This is a genomic window from Rhizobium sp. SEMIA 4085 (genome assembly GCF_013004495.1).
GTDB classification, from domain to species: Bacteria; Pseudomonadota; Alphaproteobacteria; order Rhizobiales; family Rhizobiaceae; genus Rhizobium; species Rhizobium gallicum.
Genome location: NZ_JABEPH010000054.1, coordinates 1 through 22,368 on the forward strand (window position 1 = coordinate 1; position 22,368 = coordinate 22,368).

General features: G+C 59.3%; 25 protein-coding genes and 3 pseudogenes. 10 read left to right on the top strand and 18 right to left on the bottom strand.

Going from position 1 to position 22,368, the window contains the following annotated elements; all coding sequences use genetic code 11:
• The 8 genes from C9413_RS08165 to C9413_RS08200 form a co-directional block, all read right to left on the bottom strand.
• The coding region (locus C9413_RS08165; RefSeq protein WP_170250352.1) for a hypothetical protein at positions 1–263 on the bottom strand (263 nt) is incomplete at its 3' end.
• 38 nt (positions 264–301) lie between these two features.
• Entirely contained in the window at positions 302–1,234 is a 933-nt protein-coding gene (locus C9413_RS08170; protein WP_039845839.1) for a type IV secretion system protein, read from the bottom strand.
• 197 nt (positions 1,235–1,431) lie between these two features.
• Positions 1,432–2,130, bottom strand: coding sequence for a P-type DNA transfer protein VirB5 (gene virB5, locus C9413_RS08175; RefSeq protein ID WP_039846938.1), 699 nt, complete (start codon positions 2,128–2,130; stop codon positions 1,432–1,434).
• Positions 2,130–4,496: a VirB4 family type IV secretion system protein gene (locus C9413_RS08180; RefSeq protein WP_170250346.1), complete on the bottom strand. Its 2,367-nt coding sequence runs from the start codon at positions 4,494–4,496 to the stop codon at positions 2,130–2,132. Before C9413_RS08180 ends, virB5 begins: the two co-directional genes overlap by 1 nt.
• A complete protein-coding gene (locus tag C9413_RS08185) occupies positions 4,489–4,827 on the bottom strand; it encodes a type IV secretion system protein VirB3 (protein WP_039845842.1) in 339 nt (112 codons plus the stop codon). Before C9413_RS08185 ends, C9413_RS08180 begins: the two co-directional genes overlap by 8 nt.
• Positions 4,828–4,832: 5 nt before the next feature.
• On the bottom strand, positions 4,833–5,132 hold the full coding sequence (locus tag C9413_RS08190) for a TrbC/VirB2 family protein (RefSeq protein ID WP_039845843.1): 300 nt from the start codon (positions 5,130–5,132) through the stop codon (positions 4,833–4,835).
• Positions 5,129–5,791, bottom strand: coding sequence for a transglycosylase SLT domain-containing protein (locus C9413_RS08195; RefSeq protein WP_039845844.1), 663 nt, complete (start codon positions 5,789–5,791; stop codon positions 5,129–5,131). Before C9413_RS08195 ends, C9413_RS08190 begins: the two co-directional genes overlap by 4 nt.
• Before the next feature lie 3 nt (positions 5,792–5,794).
• Positions 5,795–6,316 (bottom strand): hypothetical protein, encoded by a 522-nt coding sequence (locus C9413_RS08200; protein WP_170250347.1) that lies wholly within the window; start codon positions 6,314–6,316, stop codon positions 5,795–5,797.
• 93 nt (positions 6,317–6,409) lie between these two features.
• Here C9413_RS08200 and C9413_RS08205 point away from each other — a divergent pair, with 93 nt between their 5' ends.
• Positions 6,410–6,763 carry a MarR family transcriptional regulator gene (locus C9413_RS08205; RefSeq protein WP_039845845.1) on the top strand — a complete coding sequence of 118 codons (354 nt, stop codon included), beginning with the start codon at positions 6,410–6,412 and terminating at the stop codon, positions 6,761–6,763.
• Between the two features lie 364 nt (positions 6,764–7,127).
• On the opposite strand, the gene vapC is transcribed toward C9413_RS08205, so the two are convergent.
• Both vapC and C9413_RS08220 read right to left on the bottom strand, forming a co-directional pair.
• Positions 7,128–7,526, bottom strand: a complete 399-nt coding sequence (vapC, locus tag C9413_RS08215; protein WP_039845847.1) for a tRNA(fMet)-specific endonuclease VapC — start codon at positions 7,524–7,526, stop codon at positions 7,128–7,130.
• The gene (locus C9413_RS08220; protein WP_039845848.1) at positions 7,526–7,759 is read right to left on the bottom strand and encodes an AbrB/MazE/SpoVT family DNA-binding domain-containing protein; all 234 of its coding nucleotides are present in this window, start codon (positions 7,757–7,759) and stop codon (positions 7,526–7,528) included. Before C9413_RS08220 ends, vapC begins: the two co-directional genes overlap by 1 nt.
• Positions 7,760–7,870: 111 nt before the next feature.
• Here C9413_RS08220 and C9413_RS33155 point away from each other — a divergent pair.
• The 5 genes and pseudogenes from C9413_RS33155 to C9413_RS08240 all read left to right on the top strand — a co-directional run.
• Positions 7,871–7,991, top strand: a pseudogene (locus C9413_RS33155) (protease); the annotation flags it as partial.
• Between the two features lie 75 nt (positions 7,992–8,066).
• Positions 8,067–8,250 (top strand): annotated as a pseudogene (locus tag C9413_RS33160) (hypothetical protein); the annotation flags it as partial.
• 209 nt (positions 8,251–8,459) lie between these two features.
• Positions 8,460–8,984, top strand: a complete 525-nt coding sequence (locus tag C9413_RS08230; protein ID WP_039845850.1) for an antitoxin Xre/MbcA/ParS toxin-binding domain-containing protein — start codon at positions 8,460–8,462, stop codon at positions 8,982–8,984.
• On the top strand, positions 8,981–9,652 hold the full coding sequence (locus tag C9413_RS08235) for an RES family NAD+ phosphorylase (RefSeq protein ID WP_039845851.1): 672 nt from the start codon (positions 8,981–8,983) through the stop codon (positions 9,650–9,652). Before C9413_RS08230 ends, C9413_RS08235 begins: the two co-directional genes overlap by 4 nt.
• Before the next feature lie 370 nt (positions 9,653–10,022).
• A complete protein-coding gene (locus tag C9413_RS08240; protein ID WP_039846939.1) occupies positions 10,023–10,232 on the top strand; it encodes a hypothetical protein in 210 nt (69 codons plus the stop codon).
• A gap of 214 nt (positions 10,233–10,446) precedes the next feature.
• Here the strand turns inward: C9413_RS08240 and C9413_RS08245 are convergent, their stop codons facing one another.
• On the bottom strand, positions 10,447–10,911 hold the full coding sequence (locus C9413_RS08245) for an NUDIX domain-containing protein (protein ID WP_082046608.1): 465 nt from the start codon (positions 10,909–10,911) through the stop codon (positions 10,447–10,449).
• A gap of 180 nt (positions 10,912–11,091) precedes the next feature.
• Here C9413_RS08245 and C9413_RS08250 point away from each other — a divergent pair, with 180 nt between their 5' ends.
• Positions 11,092–12,543: a CHAD domain-containing protein gene (locus tag C9413_RS08250; protein ID WP_170250349.1), complete on the top strand. Its 1,452-nt coding sequence runs from the start codon at positions 11,092–11,094 to the stop codon at positions 12,541–12,543.
• Between the two features lie 199 nt (positions 12,544–12,742).
• On the opposite strand, the gene C9413_RS08255 is transcribed toward C9413_RS08250, so the two are convergent.
• Positions 12,743–13,084 carry a hypothetical protein gene (locus C9413_RS08255; protein ID WP_039845853.1) on the bottom strand — a complete coding sequence of 114 codons (342 nt, stop codon included), beginning with the start codon at positions 13,082–13,084 and terminating at the stop codon, positions 12,743–12,745.
• Positions 13,085–13,722: 638 nt separating this feature from the next.
• Here C9413_RS08255 and C9413_RS08260 point away from each other — a divergent pair.
• The 3 genes from C9413_RS08260 (at position 13,723) to C9413_RS08270 (ending at position 16,094) form a co-directional block, all read left to right on the top strand.
• A complete protein-coding gene (locus tag C9413_RS08260; protein WP_246703717.1) occupies positions 13,723–14,391 on the top strand; it encodes an aldo/keto reductase in 669 nt (222 codons plus the stop codon).
• Complete coding sequence (locus C9413_RS08265; protein WP_170250350.1) at positions 14,358–15,071, top strand: formylglycine-generating enzyme family protein; 714 nt, start codon at positions 14,358–14,360, stop codon at positions 15,069–15,071. Before C9413_RS08260 ends, C9413_RS08265 begins: the two co-directional genes overlap by 34 nt.
• A 165-nt stretch (positions 15,072–15,236) precedes the next feature.
• Positions 15,237–16,094, top strand: coding sequence for a helix-turn-helix domain-containing protein (locus C9413_RS08270; RefSeq protein ID WP_039845855.1), 858 nt, complete (start codon positions 15,237–15,239; stop codon positions 16,092–16,094).
• A 64-nt stretch (positions 16,095–16,158) separates the two neighbouring features.
• Here the strand turns inward: C9413_RS08270 and C9413_RS08275 are convergent, their stop codons facing one another.
• The 6 genes and pseudogenes from C9413_RS08275 to C9413_RS32680 all read right to left on the bottom strand — a co-directional run.
• On the bottom strand, positions 16,159–18,429 hold the full coding sequence (locus C9413_RS08275) for a xanthine dehydrogenase family protein molybdopterin-binding subunit (RefSeq protein ID WP_170250351.1): 2,271 nt from the start codon (positions 18,427–18,429) through the stop codon (positions 16,159–16,161).
• Positions 18,430–18,436: 7 nt separating this feature from the next.
• A complete protein-coding gene (locus C9413_RS08280; RefSeq protein WP_039845857.1) occupies positions 18,437–19,423 on the bottom strand; it encodes a xanthine dehydrogenase family protein subunit M in 987 nt (328 codons plus the stop codon).
• Between the two features lie 4 nt (positions 19,424–19,427).
• On the bottom strand, positions 19,428–20,081 hold the full coding sequence (locus C9413_RS08285; RefSeq protein WP_039845858.1) for a 2Fe-2S iron-sulfur cluster-binding protein: 654 nt from the start codon (positions 20,079–20,081) through the stop codon (positions 19,428–19,430).
• Between the two features lie 113 nt (positions 20,082–20,194).
• Entirely contained in the window at positions 20,195–20,944 is a 750-nt protein-coding gene (locus C9413_RS08290; protein ID WP_223843952.1) for an AraC family transcriptional regulator, read from the bottom strand.
• 459 nt (positions 20,945–21,403) lie between these two features.
• A complete protein-coding gene (locus C9413_RS08295) occupies positions 21,404–21,778 on the bottom strand; it encodes a hypothetical protein (RefSeq protein WP_052451596.1) in 375 nt (124 codons plus the stop codon).
• 388 nt (positions 21,779–22,166) lie between these two features.
• A pseudogene (locus C9413_RS32680) lies at positions 22,167–22,368 on the bottom strand (esterase); the annotation flags it as partial.

The window sequence follows — 22,368 nt, forward strand, 5'->3', positions numbered from 1 at the left end:
CCCTTGCACGGACGGTAAGAACTCGCGATATCGAAATGGGCAAGGGCGGCTGGCGTGGCCGGGGCCGGTTGCTGCGCGTAGGAGGCGGCATGGCGTGCCGGGGCGAACTGATCCTGCTTCAGCTTGCCATCGTCCTCCCGTTGCCACATCGCCCGGTTCAGCGGCCGGCGTAAGTAGCCGTCACATTTGGGAAGCGGGTGTGTCATCGAGCTGCAGGCGGGAAGTGCCACGGTGATCAGAAACCATGAAACGACGCGAAGCATGCGCAAACAACCTGTCCATTTCTCGAGGAGAGTGGCCATCATTTTTCCCCTCCCGATCTGAGACGGCGCGAAACCGGGCGGGCCACCCGACCGACCGCTCTTGCCGAACGCGAGGCTGCCCAGGCAATCGTGCTTTCGTGAGCGTCGCGAGCAGCGCCGTAGCCGTAGGTCAAGGTTGCTCCGCCTGCCGCGAGTGCCGACGCAATAGCGGGCAACTGATAGAAGACGTAAAGTGCTGCAAGGCAGATGGCGCAGAGCGCGATCGGACGCATCAGGACGTCGGAATAGCTTTCGATCGCCGTGAAGGTCGTGTCGACGCAGGTGATCAACAACGAACCGATCGCAACGACCAGGACCTGGAGGATGACGAAATTGGCGAGCTGCGCAATCCAAGACTCGGTGAAGCGGCGAGTGGGCTGGAACATTGCAAGCGCAATGAAGATCGGGCCGATCGCAAGCACGATGGCAAGGGCCAGCCGCGCGTAAAGCGAAACGATGTAACCGATCGCCGCGACAATAAAGCTCGCGCCAATGACCATCATCCCGCCGATGCCGGTGACAATGTCGACCGGCCAGGACGCACGGGCCCAGACTTCCTGGGCGCCCTTCTGACCCTTGTCGAGCAGGCTGTCGAAGGTAGAGGCGCTGGGCGCCGCGCCCGAGTTCAGCGCCTCGGAAATCTCTTTGGGCAGCGTCTCGAAGAACAGACCAGTGACATAGGTCTGGTACTCGCTGGCATTCCTTACCAGCATGACGATGATTGCAAGCTTCATTGCCCGAAACGCAAACTCAAGGATGGGCTCCTGGACGGAACCGCGCAGCACAAGGTAGCCGTAAAGCACGACGTAGAGCGTCAGCGCCACGGTGAGCGGGCCACTCACCCAGGTGGCGATGTTTGCGGTGCCCGACGAGAGGAACGTCTCCAGGGGCGACTTGAACTGCCCGTCGACGAAACTGAAGACCTGATACATCTCTTAGCCTCCTGGTGACTGAGGATCCGCAGAAGCTGCAGTCTTGCCGCCTCTGTAGTTTTGGGAAGTGTCAGCATGTCTGACCGGATTGTTGCAGCACCCGGCCATGACGTTGGCGAGCAAGGCCTCATCACCCGCATCCGTCTGGCCGGAGCAAACCGGCTGGGCGGACGCGATCACGGCAGGAAGGGCATGTTTCATTTGAGCGCCGCTCCCATAGCGTCCATGCGCTTGCGCCAATCCTCCGCCTTTCGCTGGTCATCGACCTGCACCTGCGCCTGCTGGATCATCTGCAAACTCTGCATGCGCAGCACGTCGGTTTGAAGAAACGCTGTTTCGGCCTGCAGCCGTGCCTGAAGATCGGCGACGTCCTTGGCATCGGCGGCGCTGGATATCTGCTGGCGCAGCTGATCGATGCCCTCGATGCGCGTGGTGGCTGCATCATAGATCTGTTGGCCAAGGCTCATCTGCCCTGCATACTGTTTCTGGACGCGCGACAATTCCTGGGCGTAGAAATCATTGGCGTCGGTGCGATAGGTCGAGTTGCTCTTGAGGAATTTCGAAGCCGAATCGCCGAAGACATCGGTGCCCGACCCCTTGAACAGGCCTTCGACGGCATTGAAGTCGCGTGGCAGCGCCTTGCGGATCGAAGGGTCGTTCAGCAGGCTTGCGACATCTGCCATGTTGGTGATCTTGTTCAACGACCCATAAAGCTGCCGAGCTTGCTGGAGCTGCTGGTTCAGCGTGTCGAGCTGAGACTTCAGCTGTGTGATGCTCTCGATCTGCTTTACGATCGCCGTCCGGTCGATGACCGGAATGCCCTGTGCGGATGCCATTGCCGCCGACAGCAAGGCAGCTGCCGCCATAAGAGCGAATGTTACCCTTTTCCTTCGCATCATCCCGTTCTCCTTCTTTGCCGGAATTCCGCCAGCCAGTCCTCTCGCAGATCACCGACCTCCGCCCTGATCGCCTCGGCGAGTTCCACGTTGGCGGTGCGGCCCGACAGTATGTCGAGCTCGTCATCGAAGCCTTTGAGGTTCAGTTCAGCGACAACGCTGTTGTGTCCCTGCTTGACGATGAAGCGACGGCTTTCGGCCGACAGTTCGCGGGTAACAAGCTCGAACTCCCGTTCGGTGAGTTTGAAACCATCGACGTAGTCGGCACGATCGCCACGCGGATTGGGAAGGAAGATCTGCGTCGGGCACTGCTCGATGATCGTGTGGGCGATCGGTGAGACAATGGCATCGCGCGGGCTTTGGGTCGCAAACAGCATGAGCCCGTTCTGTTTGCGGATCGTCTTGAGCTTGTTTTCGGCGAGGTCGCGAAATCCTTCGTCCTGCAAGGCCTTCCAGAATTCATCGATCACGATGATGATGCGGCGCCCGTCGATCAGCTGCTCGATGCGGAAGAAGAGATAGGCCATCAACGGGGTACGGATTTCCTCGTTGTCGAGGAAATCTGTCATGTCGTATCCGACGAATTTGGCGCCGATCCCGATCTCGTCGGCCTCGTTGTCGAATACCCAGCCAAGCGGCCCTCCCCTTTCCCACCGCCGTAACCGCGAGGCGATACCCTCTGGGTCGGTGTTGTTGAGGAAAGTGCGCAAGGCGCCGATGGACCGCCGTTCGACCGGCAGGTCCGCCAGGCCGTCGACGGCCAAGGCGATGTCGCGCAGCTCCGTGACCGTCAGTTCACGTTTCGCCGATCCGGCGAGCTTGCCGATCCATCGTGTGAGAAACGCCTTGTTTTCCGCAGTCAACTCAAGTGCTTTCAGCGGCGCGCAGCCGGTGGCCACGCCATTCCTCACCGGCAGGTAAGCGCCACCCGCCGCGCGGACGAAAAGGTCCGACCCACGATCCTTGTCGAAAAAGACCATATGCGGATCGTGCTTTTCGAGTTGGGAAAGCATGAAGTTCAAAAGGACGGTCTTGCCGGCACCCGAGGGACCGCAGATGAATGTGTTGCCAAGGTCGCGGTGGTGGAAGTTGAAGTAGAAGGGCGAGCCGGACGCAGTCTTCAAAAGGGCAACGGCTGGTCCCCATTCATTTCCGTCCTTCTGCCCGGTTGGATAGGAATGGAAAGGCGAAAGTGCTGCAAAATTCCGGGATGTGATGGCGCCAGAGCGCGCGCGGTAGCGAAAGTTGCCAGGCAGTTGTGCCCACCAGGCCGCTTCAAGCCCGAGATCCTCGCGCGCGACGACCGCGCCGCCATTGGTAAGGTGCGAGCGGGCCTCCGCCAGACTGTCAGTGAGCGCTTTGACTGAGGAAGCGAAGACTGAAAGCGTGAGGTGATGCTCGCCAAGTACGAAGCGGTTGGATTCGAGATCGTCCATCGCGGCGTCGAGTTCTTCGACCTGGGACGCCGCCTTGTCGCCGGCGCTGACCATCTGGTTCTGCTTGCGCCCCATGATGCTGCGCGCATCCGCTTTCGAGGTGAAGGCGAAGGATTGTGCGAGGATGAGCTCGAAGGGGGCCGTCAGGATGCCGTCGAGCATGCCGCTGCGGGTCGCTGCCGGATATTCCTTGAACCCGAACATCCCGGCATAACGGCTTTCGGCCTCGTGACGGATCTCGATGGTCTCGCGGCCGAAAATCACCCGATCCGAATAGATCGCCGATGAAATCCTTCCTTCAGTCAACGCAATGGGCTCGCGCCGGCCACCCACGATTTGATGAAGGACTTCGCTCGGCTCGGAAAACAGGATGCCGTCCTGCTCGTAAAGGGAGAGCACCCGAGGCTCGAAGCGTTTCAGGCCCGCGGTGATGTCGGATAGCTTGCTGCGCAGGTGCTTCAGCGCAGTTTCGTCGAGCTCGACATCGCTCCGGCGCGCCCTGCGCAGCCGGGAAAGAAGGTTCACGGCCCTTTCGGCGGGATCGCGTGCGGGATGCCAGACCAGTGAAAGAAAGAGATCGTTGCGAAACAGATCCTCACCGATCATGCGCGCGCGATATCTCGAATTCAGCGCATCGGAGAAAGGATTGGCAAATTGTCCTTCCGGATAGCCGTTGTCGCGACGGCGAATGACATGCGTCCAAAGTGCGAGGCGCTCATCGGCGATATTCCGGTAGAGCGTGTTGAGGTTACGGTGCAGGCTGTTGAGGTCGAAGACGTCCGCTGTTTCAAAGGAGACGCCTTCGAGCGCGATCATCACCATCAGCGCTCTGGTACCGAGCCCGATCGTCGTCTCGTCGATATGGCGCACATAAGGAATAAAGGTCTCCGGCCCGAGTTCGCGGGATCGAAGCGTTGCGTTCCTAGGCAAGGCTAAGGTCCCTTTCGTCATAGTGTCTGGTGAGTTTGAGCGGCGAGAGCGTAGCCCCGCCCCAATAGGAGGTGTTGCGCGATCGACCACGGGTCTCCATCCAAGAAACCAGGATCCGGAACATGTTATGGTCGTGCTTGACGAGCGTTCGGAACAAGAAATGGAAGACGACGCCGACAAGCGCATAGGCAATCGATCCCGCCGTGATGTAGAGGATCGTCGTCAGCATGATGTTCAAACCCATCGCCTCCATCGTCACACCGGCAATCATCGCCGGCCGGGTGCAGGCGAGGAACAGGGTATCTTCTTCGATGTCGGGAGCTGTCGCCATGCCGTTCAGCTCCCGACAATGGTGTTCACCAGTTCTGTGGCGCCGAAGATCCCCCCGATGCCGATGATCCAGTAGCCGGCACGGCGCAGATCCATGTAGCCGAACATCCAGGCGATGCAGATGATGATCACGGCAATGACCGCAAGCAGGCGGGCGATGTTGCCGGTCAGCATATCGACGATATTCTGCAGGACGGTTTCGATGCCTGCGGCCTGGGCGAAGGCCGGTTCGACCATGCAGGCGACGATGGACGCGGCCATCAAGGCAGAGGCAGCGACAGGGCGAAGACTGGATTTTGAAGTCATTCACTTTCCTCCGATCGATCATTCTGAAACACGAGAACCGAGGATCGCCGCCGGGAATTGAAGACGTCCCATGAGGCGGTCTCTTCGACTTGGGGACGGCGTTTTCTCACCGCTGACACGTCCTGAATGTCCGCGGGCTTCTCGAAGCGAGCTTCCATGCGCGGCTCGCCAACGGAAAGCGATGCCAGTTTGGGGGACAGCCGGACCATTTCCTGGCGGACCTGCTCGTCATATCGGACCAGTTTGCCCAGCGACGGATCGTCTCGACCGTAGTGAGACTGTAGCATGATGTTTTCCGCTTGCGCTTCATCGACGCCTGCGCGCAAGGCAAGGCGATAATACCCATCGAGAAGAGTGGCGGTGGCCTTGAGGTTCAGGCAGGGATCGAACGCATCCGATATGGAAAGCTTCAGCTTGTGCAGTCCCTCCAAGCCAAGACCGCCAAGCCCGATCTGGATGTCCTGGTGAGCCGCCACGAGGGAAGTGGCGAGCTCAATTGCCTCCGCCTTCGATGCCGGTCGATCCGAAAGCGGTGGGCCACTGTTGATGCGGATGGCATAGGGATGAAAACTGCTCTCCAGGCTAACAACTGCAGCAATCGTCTCGATCGCAATGTTGGGAGCGCATGCCTGCGCAAGATCGACGAAGGCGACTGGCATTGCTTAGTACCACACCCTTTGGTTTCCGATCCCATCAATAGTCACGTCGACGTAGTGCGGCTTCGCGCGCATATGCGGTTGCATTGTCACGTAGCGCTGGCACTGTCGCTGGCCGTCATTCCAGTGCCAGGCGGATGAATGAACTCCGCGCTCGCTGTCTGAGTAGCATTCGTTGTTTGAGACAGTCTGCGGTGTGGTCGAGATGCAGCTTACCTGCCGCCCGCGGTCACTGTATCGCGTCGTTAAGCGGTAGCCTTTGTCGCAATAGTAAGGGGCGTATCCGGGCGCAGATGCCGTAAAACCATTGCCGTTGCAGCTCGGGAATGCGTGCCCCTTTGCAAGTTCTCGCCACAGTTTCTCAATCGGCGGGCGGTATTCGGTAAATTGCGTTGCGCCGCCGGGATTGGAAAGGCATAGGATAACCTGGCATCCCCAATCATCTGCCCGCGCATGACTCCCTGAAATGAGATATGATGGCGAGGCATTGAGAAGAGCCACGAACGTCCTGATCAGAAGGTTTTTCATGAGCCGTCCCTCCGCAATCAACACGCCAACGATGCCCGCCGGCGCCTGTGTCGTCTGGAATTTTATACAGCCTTATATTATGCAGTTAAAGAAATGACAAGAGCACTCAACGTTCAATGGCACAACCTTGCCTTTTCAGCCTTCATCTTTCATGAGATTTTTGACAATCCGCTGGAAGATGAAACGCCTCAGTCGCGGTTGAAGCAGATCGGCATGATGAGTGTCCTCTACATCATGCACCAGGGGCACCAGCCGCTAACGCTTTCAAATATCGTCGAAAATACGGGTTTGACGCGCACAGGCGTAACCGAAACGGTAGACCCGTTGGTTGGGCGCGGCCTCCTGACGGAGAGCTTCGTGAAGAACTCGATGGGGCGCGGCAAGGCGAGACGGTTTGAGATCGCTCCGGAGATCCTGGAGAAGATTCGCAGCTTCCAGGGGAGTTAAGACCCCGCCCGGGTGGCATCGTTGGCGAGTTTTAGCGCCTTAATTAAGAGCAACTGCTTCGCCTTTGTCACCTGAGCCAGATAGTCGGCGCGGGGATTGTCGGGCTTCTCGCTGGCGTGACGTCTTAAGGCCTCGTTGTCCATCTCTATGCCGAGCTGCGCTCACCGATCCTACGCCTTCGCCATCGCCGTGATCTTCGCGGATTCCGCCGCCATTGCAGGTTATACCCTTGTGCATGGCAAGCCGTTCCTTCTGAAATCTGGCGGCAAATCTTCTGCATTTGCGGGTTGCGCATTCGTCGGGCTTTCGGCGCTGGCAAGGCTGGCCGATCCATCGGTGCTCAACGTGGGTTAACGGATGAAGATCACACCCAGTTTTCCGCCCGGACGCCCGGCATTCGGGCGAACTCCCGCATGTTGTTGGTGACGACGATCAATCCTTCGCTGCGGGCATGGCCGCCAATCTGCATGTCATGGGGACCGCAAGGCGTTCCGGCTCGCTCAAGCTCGGTCCGGACCTGCCCGTAGTGCGCCGCCGCCTTGTCTGCGAAAGGCAGCACCTCCAGCCGCACCACGAATCGCTCGACCGCAATCAGGTTCTCGATGCGGCGAGCCGATTTTTCCGCCCCGTAATAGAGTTCTCCAAGCGTGATGCTGGATATACAGAGCTGTTCGGCCAGCGTGTTGAATTTCTCACGCAGTTCCAGTGGATAGTTCTTCATCACGTAGATGCAGATATTCGTATCGAGCATGTAGGTGAGCATCAGAACGACTCGCGTTCTTCCGCTGCCGGTTGCTCACGTTCGCTCAGGAAATCCTCGCTGACGCGCGGCCCGCTCAGAAACAGATCGTCCCACCGCTTGCCTTGGGGCACGATTACCCGGCTGCGGCCGATCTTGAGAATATCGACCAGATGCACGTTTTCAGGAAAGGCGACGGCTTTGGGAAGTCGGACCGCCTGGCTGCGATTACTGATGAAAACCGTGGAGCTGGTCATCGTGCATCTCCTGCATATCCAATTGGGATATACATAACTTTGCAACCTCCGAATTACAAGGGCAACTTTACGGAAAGCCCATGTTCGGCCTCGGCATCAGTTCGGCGCACCTGCCCCGAAAAGAGAGCTGGCGACAAATTCAAGATGGCCATCCACGATTTCGAGAGCGATCAGACCTATACCGAGAAGCCTGGGCGCATTCACGGTGAACATAACCTTTGCCGAGGTAAAGGCGAGCAATTTACGACGCCCGATGCTTACGGCAGGTCGCGCGCCGCATGAAGTATTCTGCGGTCTGGATCGCTCCCTCGCCTTCCTCGATGAGGAGGACGACAAAGCCAACCCCTTCGGCGCGAAGGACATCGGTGAGCTGGGTGACTGCGGATCGAGCGCGGCGGTCGCGAACGCCGTGTATAATGCGACAGGCATCCCGGGTTCGCAGTTTCCCAATTACTCTCTACAAGCTGCTGCCGAGCCTACCACTGATGTAGCGGCAGAAGGCATGATGCCACGCTGAAGGAAATGTGGGTGGATGCGGGAGTAGCGTCGAACATTCTACGACTAATCGGTCGTCGACTTTGCGCCCCTGCTCGCGATCGGTTAGATCGGCTCTGCGGGCATTTCATGGGATCAACGCTCCAAATTGATCTTGTCATATGTCCAGATTTGGGCTATGTCTAATTCAAGACTGGAGGCTATTATGCCGCACGCGCAAAGCACAAAGCGACAGGACAGGCATGAGCCGCACCGCCTGGAAACCGACCGGTTTGCTCCAGCAACCCGCAAAAGGTTGAGCGCCCCGGCTCTGCGAACCTTTCTGGCGATCGCCGATCTTTGGGGTCTGAACGAAGAGCAGCGCTTGCTTGTGCTAGGTTACCCATCCCGGTCCACTTATCACAACTGGGCCAAGCAAGCGCGCGAACATGGTGCCTTCACGCTGGACGTCGACACACTCATTCGAATCTCGGCCGTGCTCGGTATTCATCAGGCGCTTGGGATCCTGTTTCCCGATGAACGCCTCGGCGTTGCGTGGCTGCGAACGCCGCATGAAGCGCTTGTTTTCGGCGGCCATCCCCCGCTCGACGTCCTGACAAGCGGAACGCAGGACGGACTGATGACAGTTCGTCGATTTCTCGATGCGGCAAGGGGTGGCATCTACATGCATCCGAACATCCTGGACGAAACGTTCACACCTTACGAAGACGGGGACATAGTCTTCCGGTGACTGATCGTTTTGCTCAGGCGCCGCGTCCTTCGTACCGGCTGATCCCATCACAATTTCCGCCAATCGGGCTTTTTGATACGGTTTCGACGCCGGCCGACCTCGAAGCGGTGATGGAGCTTACCGGCTGGACCAATGACCGTCTGGTTGCCGACCGCATCCAACGACTTCCCCAGGGCGAATGGGTCTACGGCATTCCCAATTCCAGTATTGTGATGGGGGCATTTCTCCATGTTGCGCCGGGAGGAATGCGGTTTAACGGCCCCGATCTCGGCGCATGGTATGCCGCCGACGATATCCGCACGGCCGCAGCCGAGGTCGGCCATCATCTTCGGCGCGAAGCTGTTGCGCGCAGTGTGGCGACGATGACGCGCACCTATCGAAGCTACATGGCCATCCTGCTTGGAGATTACCTCGACATTCGTGGAGAGCAGATGCTGCGTCCCGAGATCTATGACGGCACCAGCTATGCCGCGTCGCAAGTGTTTGGTGAGCAAGTGCGGTCGAACGGCGCGGCCGGCATCCTCTATGACAGCCTGCGGCGCAGTGCCGGCGTGAACATTGTCGCACACCGGCCGCGGAACATTCGCAACGTTGTGCAGGCAGATCACTTCGAGATCACCGTCTCCGCCGACGATCGACGCATTGATGTCCAAAGACTCGCGGCCTAACGACGGAAACATCTGAACTTCGGGGTGAAGTGCGCATATTGCGTCCAGCGCATCAAGCTGCCCAATCCGCTTCGGACAGATACACATTCATGTACGGCTTGTTGCAATGCACGCGGTCTTCAGTTTGCAGAAGAACGCCATGACTGCGGAGAAGTTTTGAAATGCAGCGAACTCAGCGGCTCGGTCGGTGTGGGAGGTCAGATACGGATCGAACGGCAGCATGAACGGGTAAACGCATGAGACGAAACAATCAGTCAGCGGATGCGTTGCTGACGTCATCCCGTGGGTGAAGTTCGGGCCGGCGCATTGGCGCCAGCCAACTCTTTCACCACCGATATGCGTACCCCCGGGGATGTCAGAGGAGGACATCATGACCAATGTCTTGAATGCGGAGAAGCGGCTGCGAAAGGTTTTGCGCGGCCGTCCGTACAATGTGAACGAATTCGCCAGGAAATACCGGCTCGATGAGCAAGAGGCAAAGCGCCTTTACGAGAAGTTCGGACCGTCCGCCACCGACCTTGACCTATTGATGTCCGCAAAGTGTAGCGCGTCTCGCAAACTACCGCCCTGGGATCTTTGAAGCGGGGACCAAAATCTGCATTAGCTCTCCCTCGCTGCAAGCGTCAGTGGCATCTGGTCCTCGAGCGACATCGCATTCGGTGCCACTGGTCGCGCGTCCAGGAAGCCTGAGCAGAAAGCGTGGCGTCCTTCATTGAAATCAAAGCTCGATAGAACGTGAACTATACTTCTGGCTGACTTTTGGTTTCAGCAACGAGAAGCACCATTGTTGCGCATCATAGAAGTTTTTGGAGCAGCTTTTGCAATCCAGGTTGAGTCGCTTCCCGAATGGCGCCCTTCACTGAAAACCAGCGCGTCTTACGGACGGATTTTTCAGGAAAGGTTTCGGCGACAGACAGCGCCTCAAGCAAATGCACTTTCACCGAAAAGCGGTTGCGGCTGCCGTCCTTGAAGTAGGTAAAGGTTCCGAAGACCTCGTCAGAGACGACGCCGGTCACGCCAGCCTCTTCGAACGCCTCGCGTTCTGCCGCGGTTCTTGAATTTTCACCGGGCTCGATGTGCCCTTTTGGAAGGCCCCAACGTCCGCTGCGGCGGCTGCCTATTAGAAGAACCCTGATCTGACCTTTCCTGTCCCGGCGCAAACAGACCGCGCCAGCCTGGTGCACATCGTCTACGTCTGCAGGTGTTTCCGGTGCGATGGCGATCGATCCTGTAACATCGTCGTCCTTCGATGGGCGCATGCTCGTCAAGCAGACGGCACCTTGGTGAACGGGTCAACTCCAATCCAGCCTCGGCAAGATCGATCTTTTCCACTACAATGACATCCTCAGATGTCGGCTTCATGATACCGTGACACGGCTGAACTATCTGCTAGCTTCGAACGTTTCTGATCCTCTTATTCTGAACCTTGGAGATCATCCTTGGCTGCCGAAATCGAATTGAAACTCGAGCTGTCACCTGAAGCGGTCAAAGAGCTGCTCGCTTCCGAATTTCTCGGAGAGCCAGAAGACGTCCTCAGCCAGCAGTCGACATACTTCGACACGGCCGACCATCAGCTTTTCAAGGCAGGTTACACCCTGCGTATCCGCCGCACAGGCGAAGCCTTGTTTCAGACGGTAAAGGCGACAGGATCAAGCGCCTCCCTCTTCGCACGGTCGGAGTGGGAGACCCCTTTAACCACCGACACGCCCTTGCTCGATCATTCCAATCCGCTGCAGACCGAGTTTGGAGCTGACCTCGACGTCGCTCCCCAGTTCGATGTCCAGGTTGACAGACGGGTCTGGAACCCGAGCGAAAACGGATCACAGATCGAGGTAGTCGTGGACCAGGGAACTGTGATCTCGGGAGAGCGGCATACACCGATCTGCGAGGTCGAGCTTGAGCTGAAGGACGGTGACCGCCAAAATCTGTTCGTCCTTGCCAGGCGGATCAAAGCCGTTGCGCCCGTTCGTGTCGGGGTTCAATCCAAGGCGGGCCGTGGTTATCAGCTCATCGGGCCGCAGCAGTTCGTGTTCAAGGCAGAACCGATCGATCTGGACCGGAACATGAACGCGGTCAGATCCTTTCAAACCATCGCGCAATCCTGCTTCCGGCAATTCAGGTTGAATGAGGATGTCCTCCTTTGCCGAAGGAATGCTGAGGCTCTCCATCAGTCACGCGTGGCCCTGAGACGCCTCCGCTCTGCCTTTTCACTCTACAAGCCGGTGCTTACCGATACAGAAGCAGAGCGCCTGAAGGACGAGCTCCGGTGGCTGGCGGGAACACTAGGAGACGCCCGAAACCTGGACGTTCTCCTCGTCAAGGCCAAGGATGACGACATGCATCACCGGCTGAAGAGAGCACGCAATGCCGCCTATGACGACGTCGTCGACGCCCTTCAGTCCTCGCGCGCCCGTTCCCTGATGCTCGACTTCACCGAATGGCTTCAGTGCGGTGAGTATCTCGACCGACCGGAGACCGCCGATGATCGCAATGGGACGGCCGTCGACTTCGCCTGTCAGGCGCTCGACCGGATGCGCAAGAAGCTCAAGAAGCATGGCCGTGCCCTTGCACAGGTCGATGATGAACAACGTCACGAGGCCCGTAAGGATGCTAAGAAACTGAGGTATGCGGCGGAGTTCTTCGGCTCGCTGTTTCCCGACAAGCGCGGCGTGCGCCGCCACAAGCGGTTCATTTCGGCGATGAGCGACCTGCAGGATCACCTTGGCGCTCTGAACGACCTCGCAACCGGGCCAAGTGTCTTGAAGAAGCATGGTCTGGAAGATCATCCGGCTGCGAGCTCGGTCATCTCGCAGGCCGACAAGAAAGACTTGATCGATGCAGCACAGGCTGCGCTCGACGACGTCGTGGATGCAAAAAGGTTCTGGCGTTGAATGGGGAAAAAAAGCCCGCCGACGGCGGGCAAGAGAGCGGTCTGGTCGGAAACCATGACACTTCCGTGTCGCTTCCCGAAATGAAACAGTGATATGTTGCTTATAACTTGAAAATTGGCGAGGAGACTAATCAGTCCTCCCGAATATAGCAGCTATAGCGAATACCTTGTTCTTGGTGCTGGTGATCAAGGTGCGAAATTCAATTCGGAATTGCTTCGCGCGGCACCGAAGCGGATGCGGCCTTCTTCTTCAGCTTCCGCAGAACCGGGCTCTTTTCGGCGGGATCTTCCTCATCGTCGGGGTCATTCGCCGACCCGACCTCATCCATTCGGTGCGCTATCGCAAGCGCGTAAATGGTGTGTAGAACATTCCTATCCTTCACGTGAGGATCTGAAAGAGCAAGAAGCGAGGCACGCACTATCTTGTTGCTGGTCGCTTTGGGACACCGCTGCAGCACGAAATCGTAAAGCGCTTTGCCGGAAAGACCTTCTGTGGCGCCATCCAAAAGCGCTTCGTAAACTCGTTTCCGTTTTTCACTCACGTTTCTTCCTCCCTCCAAAGTCGTCGCGGCAGTTTCTGTCGCAAAACCGTCATACACAATAAATCACCGCGCGCAATAAAAGCACGAACTCGCGCCCACACCAGATGACGCCACCGTGTCGCCGTCACATCATGCGGCCGCCGCTGCGAACGACGAGATTTGCGCCGCCTTTCGATTCGGTCGACGATGTCTGCGAAAGTTTTCCAAGCCTTTTCGAGAAGGCTGTGAAACGCCCTTTACGTCTTTCCGAGAAAGACTTCGCAAATCGCGCCTTCACGAGGCTACGTCCCTACCACGAGGTCTTCGACGCATCTCCCGTAGCCGAAAAGCCCGCAGCGTGCCGCCGATCCGCCAAGCCGAGTTCAGCCGATAGCGAGGCAGACTCTTTGATAATCGGCTCGGGAGCCCAGGTTTTGGTCAGGATCGCGGTGGCGGATCAGGATCCGACGCGCGGCCCCACTGGACCAGGCGCTAACTGCGCTGGAGGTCGCAGTGTGGACTGTCGCATGGCTACAGACCCACCTCCCAGCGGCCGCCGGTTCCTGGCCGGAATGGCACCCCCCGCCGCAGCGTCACTGCTCGGATCCACGGCTTTTGCACCTGGGGCTTTCGCCCAACAAGGTGGACAGGCGCCCATCATGCGGCCGATACCAAAGACCGCAGAGATGATTCCGGCGATTGGTCTCGGCACATTTGAGACCTTCGACATTCGTCCCGGCGAAACGCGCGACAACGTGCGCGAGGTCATCAGACTCTTCCATGCGCGAGGCGGACGGGTGATCGATACGTCACCACTCTATGGAGTGGCCGAGGTTTGCGTCGGCGACTTCGTGACCGACCTCGGCATTTCCGAGGATATATTCATAACGAACAAAACCTGGACGACTGGCGACTATCTGTCCGACAACAGCCATTCGGAGCGCCAGCTTAGACAATCGCGGGAAAGATTGTGGCGCGATCAAATCGACGTGCTGCAAGTTCACAGCCTCGAAAATCACGACCAGGTTCGCCACTGGCTGGCCCAGAAGAAGGCGGAGGGCTCCGTTCGCTATATCGGCATCACCCAGTGGAGCCCCGAATATTACGACACGATGGAGCGTCTCGTGAACACGGGGACCCTGGATTTCGTCGACAATATGGGCGCGCTTTACGGTGAACTACCCGACCCAGCAATGCGCAAGCGCATGGCTGATCACTATACCGGGCTGGCAGGTGTGGCGGATGCGCTAAAACAGCCGCCCTATCCCGGCAAAAATTATGGTGGTGTCGTCACATGGCCTTTCCCGCAAGCCCCGCAACGTACTTGACGCTTGCGCTTGTCACACTGCCGATCGCCTCTGCGGCGTCAGGTGATCGGGTCGAGATCGACGGCTTCGCCATCGAGCGGACCGAGGTCTCCGTCTCGGACTTTGCCGCGTTCGCGGATGGCCGCAAGCTGAAGACCGCCGCTGAGAAAGCGGGCGGCGGTCACGAATGGGGCAGCGGATGGGAACGCCGGCACGGCTGGACCTTCCGGACGCCTTTCGGCAAGCCTTCTGCGGATGCGGCCGAGCCTGCCGTGCATGTCAGCTGGCAGGAGGCGCGGGACTACTGCGCCTCGGTCGGGGGCCGACTGCCGAGCCGGTCGGAATGGGAGCGTGCCGCATACCGCGAATATGGCAGCGGAAAGAAGGCTGGCTTTGCCATCGGCCGGGTATATCCCTATCCGACCGGCGAAACTCCGGACGGCGCCAACACGATCGCCGGCGATCCTTGGCCGCGTCATGCACCGGCGAGTGTCACCCGCGCTGGCATCAACGGCCTGTATGACATGGGTGGCAACGTATGGGAATGGATCGCGGAGCGTGACGGCGAAGACGCGCTGACGGCCGGGGGATCGTGGTGGTATGGTCCGGACAAGATGCGGAAGGAGGCTATGCAGTGGAAGCGGGCCGATTTCTATGTCGCCTATATCGGCTTCCGGTGTGCCTATGAACTGAAATCATGAAGCTTCGAGCCATCCTATCGTTCACGTTTCCGCTCACGCCCTGTTGATTGCCCGAACGCTAGAAGGCCATATTCGTTGCTGCGCACTTCGGCATGCCAAACTATCATCCGGCATAGCGCCCCTTTTTCTTGCATCCTTGGGCGGGCGCACAGCTGGGCTAGACTCATGCAACACCCTTCAGGCTGGAAATTGACACAGCCGCCGAACGACCATGTTAAAGCAACATGGTCTGGGGGCCACTTCGAGACCGCGCGCCGCGGCCGGACCCCCGAGGTCGAAGGCCGGATCGCGTCTGATAAGCACCTCATCATGGTGACCCTGAGCGGCGGCGCGGATCGGCATTCCTTCCGTACCGATGACGGCTTTCGTTATGACGGTCGGGATGAAAAAGGCATGATCTCGTTTCTACCGGCCGGATGTGGTCGCGATCTCGCCCTCCACAATGTGGCATGGGAATGGGGTGCGATTGCAATTGATCCGGCGACTGTCGCTCCCCAATTTCTCGACATGCAGCCTTTTCTCATTAACAACGATGACTTCATCTATGGCATGACTGCACAGATGGGCGGCCTGCTTCACCGCGATGGCAGCCTGGATGCAACCTATTGTTCCACGATGGTTCTAGCCCTCTCCCAGTATCTTTCGAACAGGCTTGATCGAAGCAGTGCAGGACAGGCGTCGGTCAAGTATTGTCTGACGACCAGACAACTGCGCGATACTTATGAGAGAATTGACACCTGGCTGGGGCGAAGAATCGTAATCGCTGACCTTGCTGTTCCGCTTGGCATTTCAGAGGGGCACTTTTTCCGGGCCTTTCGCGGCACAACCGGCCAGACGCCGCTCGAAGCGATCTCAGCTCGTCGCATGAACCACGCGGCGCGGCTATTGAGCGAGACAAATTTGGATGTGACAGAGATCGCCGTGCGGTGCGGAATTGAGAGCCCAAGTCATTTCGCTCGCTTGTTTCGGGCTCACAAAGGACAGTCGCCCTCACATTGGCGTCATGGGCGGAAGCTGCTTTGATCTTGACCTTAAAGCTGGATGATCGGCGCTAAGTCGTCGTCAGTCGCACCGTGGCGACCTTTCGTCAGGCCAGTTCCGACAGCAGTTTGTCGAGCGTAATCGGGAATTCACGCACCCGAACACCGGTGGCGTTGTAGACCGCGTTCGCCACCGCGGCACTGGTGCCGCAGACACTTAGTTCGCCGAGACCCTTGCTGCCGAGAACATTGGCCTTTTCGTCGTGCTCCTCCAGAAACACGACCTCCAGAGGGGGCACATCGGCATGCACCGGCACATGATATTCGGCCAGATCATGATTAACGAAATGCCCGTGGCGCGAGTCGAGCACGGTTTCCTCCATCAGGGCCGCACCGATCCCCCACACCATTCCGCCGATGATCTGCGAACGGGCGGTCTTCGGATTGAGAATCCGGCCTGCGCCAATCGTGGTCAGCATGCGGCGCATCCTGATCTCGCCGGTATCGGTGTCGACACCGATTTCGGCGAAGTGAGCGCCGTAGGAATGTTGGGAGAAATTACGGAAAGCCTCGCCGGCCCGCTCGACCCCGCCTTCGGCTTCTATTCCAGCTGTCCAAAGCCGGCCGCCCAGCTGCCCAAGCCGTTCCGTCCGCTCCCCCAACCGCAGCTCGCCATTTGTGAAGACTACATCCGCCGCCACAAGGTTTTCGAGGGACGGATCGCGACGGCGCGCCTCGGCTACGATTCTTTCGCGAAGCGCAAGGCAGGCATTGTGCACAGCCGACCCGGCGCTGGCAGCACCCCAGGAACCACCGGAACCCGCCGTGCGGGGAAAATTGCTGTCGCCGAGCTCGACCCTGACGGCCGAGGGCGGTAGGCCTGTCGCATCGGCGGCGATCTGTGTGAGGATCGTATAGGTGCCGGTGCCGATATCGGTCATGTCGAGCTGCACGGTCAAATGACCGTTTCCGCCAAGGCGGACCCTCGCGCTCGAGGCACCAAGGTAATTCGGACGGATTGCAGCCGCCATGCCGTAGCCGACGAGGAACCGGCCGTCGCGCATGGTGCGCGGGACGGCATTTCGCCGCTCCCAGCCGAAGCGTCTTGCGCCTTCGCGCATGCAGGCGACCAGATTGCGGGTCGAGAAAGGGACGTTGTTCTCCGGATCGAGTTCAGGCTCGTTGCGAACGCGAAACTCTATCGGATCGAGACCGAGCTCTTCGGCCATCTCGTCCATCGCGCATTCGAAGGCGAACATTCCGGGCGCCTCGCCGGGCGAGCGCATCCATTCGCCTCGATTGGTGTCCATTGCGACGAGGCGATGCCGGGTCAGACGATTTTCCGCCGCATAGAGCGAACGGGCAAACACTGCCGATTGCTCGCAGAATTCCTCAAACCCCGAAGTCGCGGATATTACGTCGTGGCCGAGTGCCGCGAGCTTGCCGTTTCGGTCGGCTCCGAGGCGGATGTTATGACGCATCTTGGCCCTGTGCCCGGCGTTGGCAAACATCTGCTGGCGCGTCATGGCAATCTTGACGGGGCGTTGCACGACCCGCGCCGCGAGCGCGGCGAGAACGGTATCCGCATGGACGATGAGCTTAGAGCCAAAGCCGCCGCCGGTGAACGGGCTGACGATCCGCACGCGCTCTGGCGCAATCTGAAGCGTATTAGCCATTCCGGCGCGGAAATTGGCAAGCGTCTGGGCGCCCGTGTAGACGGTGAGGTCATCGCCGGACCAGACCGCGATGGTCGCATGCGGCTCCATTGGATTGTGGTGCTGATAGGGCGTCGTATAGGAAGCATCCAGCCGGACGGCTGCGGTGGCGAAAGCGCTTTCGAAATCGCCGATGTTGCTGTCGGTCGCAAACCCGGCATTCGTCCGTTGCGGCGCGTATGCCTCGGCAAGATGGGCTTCCAGATCATACCTGCCGGTCTCCGCCTCGTAGCGAACGTCGATCAGGCTCGCCGCCGCCCGTGCTGCTTCGAATGTCTCGGCCACGACCAGAGCCACCGGTTCGTCATAGAAGCGGACGCGGTCGCTCGAAAGCATCGGCCGGGCCCGGGTGAAGACCTCCGGCACCGTCGGCGTGACCGGCGGTCCGAATTCCGGTTGGGCCGGTGCATTCCTGTGCGTCATCACGTAAAGCACATCCGGAGCCCTTTCTGCCTCCGTGGTGTCGGTGGCGATAATCCGGCCCTTGGCGATCGCCGCGCCCTGAATATAGCCGTGGGCGATATTGGCCATTTCGGAATGCTCATAGGCATAGCTCGCGCGGCCCGTCACCTTCGGGATGCCATCGACCCGGTCAAGCGGCCGGCCAATATGCCGCTGCGCACCCTCGGTTGACGGAGATGGGTTTGCTTGATTGTCCGTCATCATCGCCTCATACGTTCTGGGTTGCGGCCGAAAGGGTGGCTTGGAGCGTTCGCCGGGCCAGCAGGATCTTGAAATCGTTACCGCCGGCGCCGCGTGCCCCGGCAAGAGCGGCCTCGGCGGCGCGATTGAGAACGTCATCACTGCGCTTTGCTCCATCGAGGACCTGTTCGGCCCCCGATGCCCGCCAGGGTTTCGGCGCGACGCCTCCCAAGGCGACACGCGCGCTCGAAATGCTGTCCTGTTGTACATCGACCACGACGGCGACGGAGACCAGTGCGAAGGCATAAGAGGCGCGATCGCGCACCTTACGATAGATCTGACGCCCCGGTGGCGGTGGCGGCAGGATGACAGCCGTAATCATCTCGCCAAGGCCAAGCGACGTTTCGACATTAGGTGTCTCGCCGGGCAGCCTGTGAAGCTCCCCGATCGGAATGACCCGTGTCTTGCCGGACGCAGAAACGGTTTCGATTTGTGCATCAAGCGCCGTCATGGCGACCGCCATGTCGGACGGATGGACCGCGATACATGCCTGGCTGGCGCCGAGAATGGCATGCATCCGGTTGGAGCCCCCAAGCGCGGCACAGCCCGAGCCCGGGCTGCGCTTGTTGCAGGGCATGTTGCGGTCATAGAAGAAGTAACAGCGCGTGCGCTGCAAGAGATTGCCCGCCGTCGATGCCTTGTTCCTGATCTGCGCGGAGGCGCCCGAAAGCAAAGCCTGCGTCAGCAGCGGGTAGCGGGTGCGGATACGCATGTCGACGGCAAGATCGCTATTGCGCACCACGGCGCCGATCCGCAAGCCGCCATCCGCGGTCTCCTCGATCGCGGCAAGCGGCAGCCGGCTGACATCGACAAGATGCGTCGGCTGCTCGATCCCAAGCTTCATCAAATCAAGAAGATTTGTGCCGCCGCCGATAAATTTGGCGTTGGGATTTTCAGCAACGGCGGCTGCGGCCTCTGCGGCACTTGCTGCCCGGTGATAGGTGAAGGACCTCATGTCTTCAAGCCTCCTCGCTGACGTCGCGGATCGCGGCGACGATGTTGTCATAGGCGGCGCAACGACAGATATTGCCGCTCATGCGCTCACGGATCTCGACGTCCGTCAGGCCGACCGTTTCGGCCGCGACATCCCCGCTGACATGGCTCGGCCAGCCTGCGGCCGCTTCCTGCAACATGCCGACTGCCGAACAGATCTGGCCGGGCGTACAATAGCCGCATTGGAAGCCGTCTCTTGCGATGAAGGCCGCCTGCATTGGATGCAGCTCGCCCTCCTCCGCCAAGCCTTCGATCGTGGTGATCTCGTCGCCTTCATGCATGATGGCGAGCGTCAGACAGGAATTGATCCTTCGCCCGTTGACCAGCACCGTGCAGGCGCCGCATTGGCCGTGGTCGCAGCCCTTTTTGGAGCCGGTCAGCCCGAGGCTGTTGCGGAAGGTGTCCAGCAAGGTCGTTCTCGGATCGACGTTGACATCGAAGGTTTGGGCGTTGATCCGCAGGGTCAGGGGAACTGTTTCGACGTGAGTGGGAGCCGCTTCAATCGGCGTCGGTTGCGACTGGCCGCTTGCCGGCAAACCCGTCACGAGAAAAAATCCCGTCGCGACTCCCGTCTCGAGGACGGCACGCCTGGTGAGGCCAGACCTGGTGTCATTTGTCATCGGATCGTCTCCGTTCCTGGCGCATCGACCGGATGTCGGCTGCGCAGTCTTTCAGAACGATCCTAGTATGGGGGCTCGATCAGCCCACTTCTTCCACGATCCCGGTGAAACTGTCAGGATTCCGGAAGAAATTCCGAGCGATAGGCTCTCGGCGTAGTTCCCCGCAAACGCCGGAATGTCGAGGTGAAATGGCTCTGGCTGGCAAAGCCGAGAGCGAGCGCAAGATTACCGATCGGCGATGACGTGGCTCGCAGCAGGGTTTCCGCACGGGTGATGCGCCGTTCGAGCACATAGGCATAAGGCGCCATTCCGGTCGCCGCCTTGAAGCGTCGAGCGAAGGTGTCCACCGGCATCTTGGCGACAGCCGCAAGATCGCGCAGCGATATGTCGCCCTGCAGCTGCGCATCTATGAATTCGTCCATCCGCGCGAGCGTCCGTCGGCTGAGCGGGCCGACGCGATGGCCAGGCGAAACATGTCCATCCAGAAAGGCGACACGCAACGCCAGAAGTGCGACAAGATGCTCGACATAGGCCGCATCCGGCCGTATGCCGCGGGCCATATCCGCGCAAAGCGAAGAGACGAGCGCGGCCATGACCGGATCCGTCCCGTTCACCAGAGTCGGCATTCGCGACAACTGATCGGAGCCTGAAATATCCGCGGTGGGATCGATCCACAAAGCGGAATAGCTGAGGTCTGCTTCGCGATAGACGCCGTACCGCTCTACATCGGCCGGCACGAAGGTGATGGCACCCGCCCGGTCCCGCCCGTCATAAACGAGGCCGTTGCTGGAGGAAACGCGCGTTCGCTCGGTTCGCCCCTTCTCGGTCAGCACAATGACGTGCCGCGGTGCGGTCCAGCGCAACTCGATCTCCCTGCACACCCAGCGCCGGTGGTCGAAGGTGATAGCAGAGTTAAGCCAAGACGCTCGATGAAGCGGCTCGGAGCGATCGTCTCGAACACGGAGATTGCCTGCACCGAAAAGGGGTTCACTCCACATGGATAAAAACCTTGCTGACGGGACTTCGCTGGGACCGCCCACTATAAGATGAGACGGCGCCTGCTATTGATGAAATCAGTGTGTGATTGCAACACATCGGATCAATTAACAGTGAAAGTGAAGCGCAAAGCGCTAGGAAGCACGTGGCGAGAACCACGAAGGGCGGGGTTACAGGGCGGACAAAAACCGCATCGCTACACCTCACGTCCGACCGAACCGGCGCTGTTTAGTCTTAACGCCGTTTCAGATGAGTGTTGTTCCATAGCCGACGCAAAGCGAGGCCTTCAACCACTGAGTTCAATATCGCGAAACCCTCGGCCTGCGTCAGGCTCGCCAGCCCTCGGCGCGCCACTGCTCAGCACGCTCGTCGATATCGATGCTTCCCTTCGCGGTCAGGATCCTCAGGGCGGTGTCGTGAGCCGATTGGCTTACCGTCTGCGCGGTGACGAGGAAGCCCCCGCGTCGAAGGCCCTCGGCGTAGATGCTTCGCTGCTCGTCTGTAAAGAAGAAGTTCGCGATCGCATCGAGAAAGCCGGCGCGCTCCTTCGGCGGCGCGTCTTGCCGGTGGCCTCGGGTCAACGTCACTGCATCTTTTGGAATGCCGGATTCAATCAATTCGTCCGCGGCCTGCTGCGCGTCGCTTTCGCTGTCAAACATCGCACTGATCGTCTGACCGTTACCGCTGTTTGGTTCAGCCATTGGAGGTTCCTCCTTTGAGTGACAAAACCTAAACAGCGGCAACGCCTATAGGTTCCGGCCGGATAGAACCAAGGCTGCCGCATGAGTTCTGATGGATCACATGGCGATCAAATTCAAGCCGTCCACGCAAGGCTTGAAATAGCGGGTATCATGGGATATGGGCCCGCGCGTCCTGAACTCATGCAACAGAATTCGGCGCGGATTTTCCTCGTCCCTCACCTCCCGGCTTCGCCAGCGACCGTGCGATGTCGACGATGTCATCGCGCGGGGCGATCGGATCTTCCTGTTCAACGGATTTGTGCCCCTCACCGCCTTTAGCTCGTAGGCGCCTCCCGCTTAGGCCGGCAGACAAGCCATCTGGCCCCAAACAGGACGGCATTGCGTATGTTCAAGGAACGAACCGTTTCAAATTCCAGAGACGCATGAGTTCGGCTGGAGCGGAAATACCCGCGTCAAGGACAAAGGGATCGAGCTTTCGTCCCCGGCCTTCCTTCCCCAGATCTCGCACTGGAAGCCCATGGCCGAACCCCTGCAGCAAGTAGAGCAATACCCGAAAACGTGCGTGTTGCTCCCACCGGACAAGCGTACCC

Bases quoted from the DNA above. Each gene is read 5' to 3' on its own strand.
- C9413_RS08190 (WP_039845843.1), bottom strand. From the start codon at position 5,132: ATGACTTCAAAATCCAGTCTTCGCCCTGTCGCTGCCTCTGCCTTGATG.
- C9413_RS08240 (WP_039846939.1), top strand. From the start codon at position 10,023: ATGACCAATGTCTTGAATGCGGAGAAGCGGCTGCGAAAGGTTTTGCGC.
- C9413_RS08260 (WP_246703717.1), top strand. From the start codon at position 13,723: ATGCGGCCGATACCAAAGACCGCAGAGATGATTCCGGCGATTGGTCTC.
- C9413_RS08205 (WP_039845845.1), top strand. From the start codon at position 6,410: ATGACAAGAGCACTCAACGTTCAATGGCACAACCTTGCCTTTTCAGCC.
- C9413_RS08265 (WP_170250350.1), top strand. From the start codon at position 14,358: ATGGCCTTTCCCGCAAGCCCCGCAACGTACTTGACGCTTGCGCTTGTC.
- C9413_RS08280 (WP_039845857.1), bottom strand. From the start codon at position 19,423: ATGAGGTCCTTCACCTATCACCGGGCAGCAAGTGCCGCAGAGGCCGCA.
- C9413_RS08195 (WP_039845844.1), bottom strand. From the start codon at position 5,791: ATGCCAGTCGCCTTCGTCGATCTTGCGCAGGCATGCGCTCCCAACATT.
- C9413_RS08295 (WP_052451596.1), bottom strand. From the start codon at position 21,778: ATGGCTGAACCAAACAGCGGTAACGGTCAGACGATCAGTGCGATGTTT.
- virB5 (WP_039846938.1), bottom strand. From the start codon at position 2,130: ATGCGAAGGAAAAGGGTAACATTCGCTCTTATGGCGGCAGCTGCCTTG.
- vapC (WP_039845847.1), bottom strand. From the start codon at position 7,526: ATGCTCACCTACATGCTCGATACGAATATCTGCATCTACGTGATGAAG.
- C9413_RS08285 (WP_039845858.1), bottom strand. From the start codon at position 20,081: ATGACAAATGACACCAGGTCTGGCCTCACCAGGCGTGCCGTCCTCGAG.
- C9413_RS08185 (WP_039845842.1), bottom strand. From the start codon at position 4,827: ATGGCGACAGCTCCCGACATCGAAGAAGATACCCTGTTCCTCGCCTGC.
- C9413_RS08245 (WP_082046608.1), bottom strand. From the start codon at position 10,911: ATGCGCCCATCGAAGGACGACGATGTTACAGGATCGATCGCCATCGCA.
- C9413_RS08200 (WP_170250347.1), bottom strand. From the start codon at position 6,316: ATGAAAAACCTTCTGATCAGGACGTTCGTGGCTCTTCTCAATGCCTCG.
- C9413_RS08230 (WP_039845850.1), top strand. From the start codon at position 8,460: ATGCCGCACGCGCAAAGCACAAAGCGACAGGACAGGCATGAGCCGCAC.
- C9413_RS08170 (WP_039845839.1), bottom strand. From the start codon at position 1,234: ATGTATCAGGTCTTCAGTTTCGTCGACGGGCAGTTCAAGTCGCCCCTG.
- C9413_RS08275 (WP_170250351.1), bottom strand. From the start codon at position 18,429: ATGACGGACAATCAAGCAAACCCATCTCCGTCAACCGAGGGTGCGCAG.
- C9413_RS08220 (WP_039845848.1), bottom strand. From the start codon at position 7,759: ATGACCAGCTCCACGGTTTTCATCAGTAATCGCAGCCAGGCGGTCCGA.
- C9413_RS08270 (WP_039845855.1), top strand. From the start codon at position 15,237: ATGCAACACCCTTCAGGCTGGAAATTGACACAGCCGCCGAACGACCAT.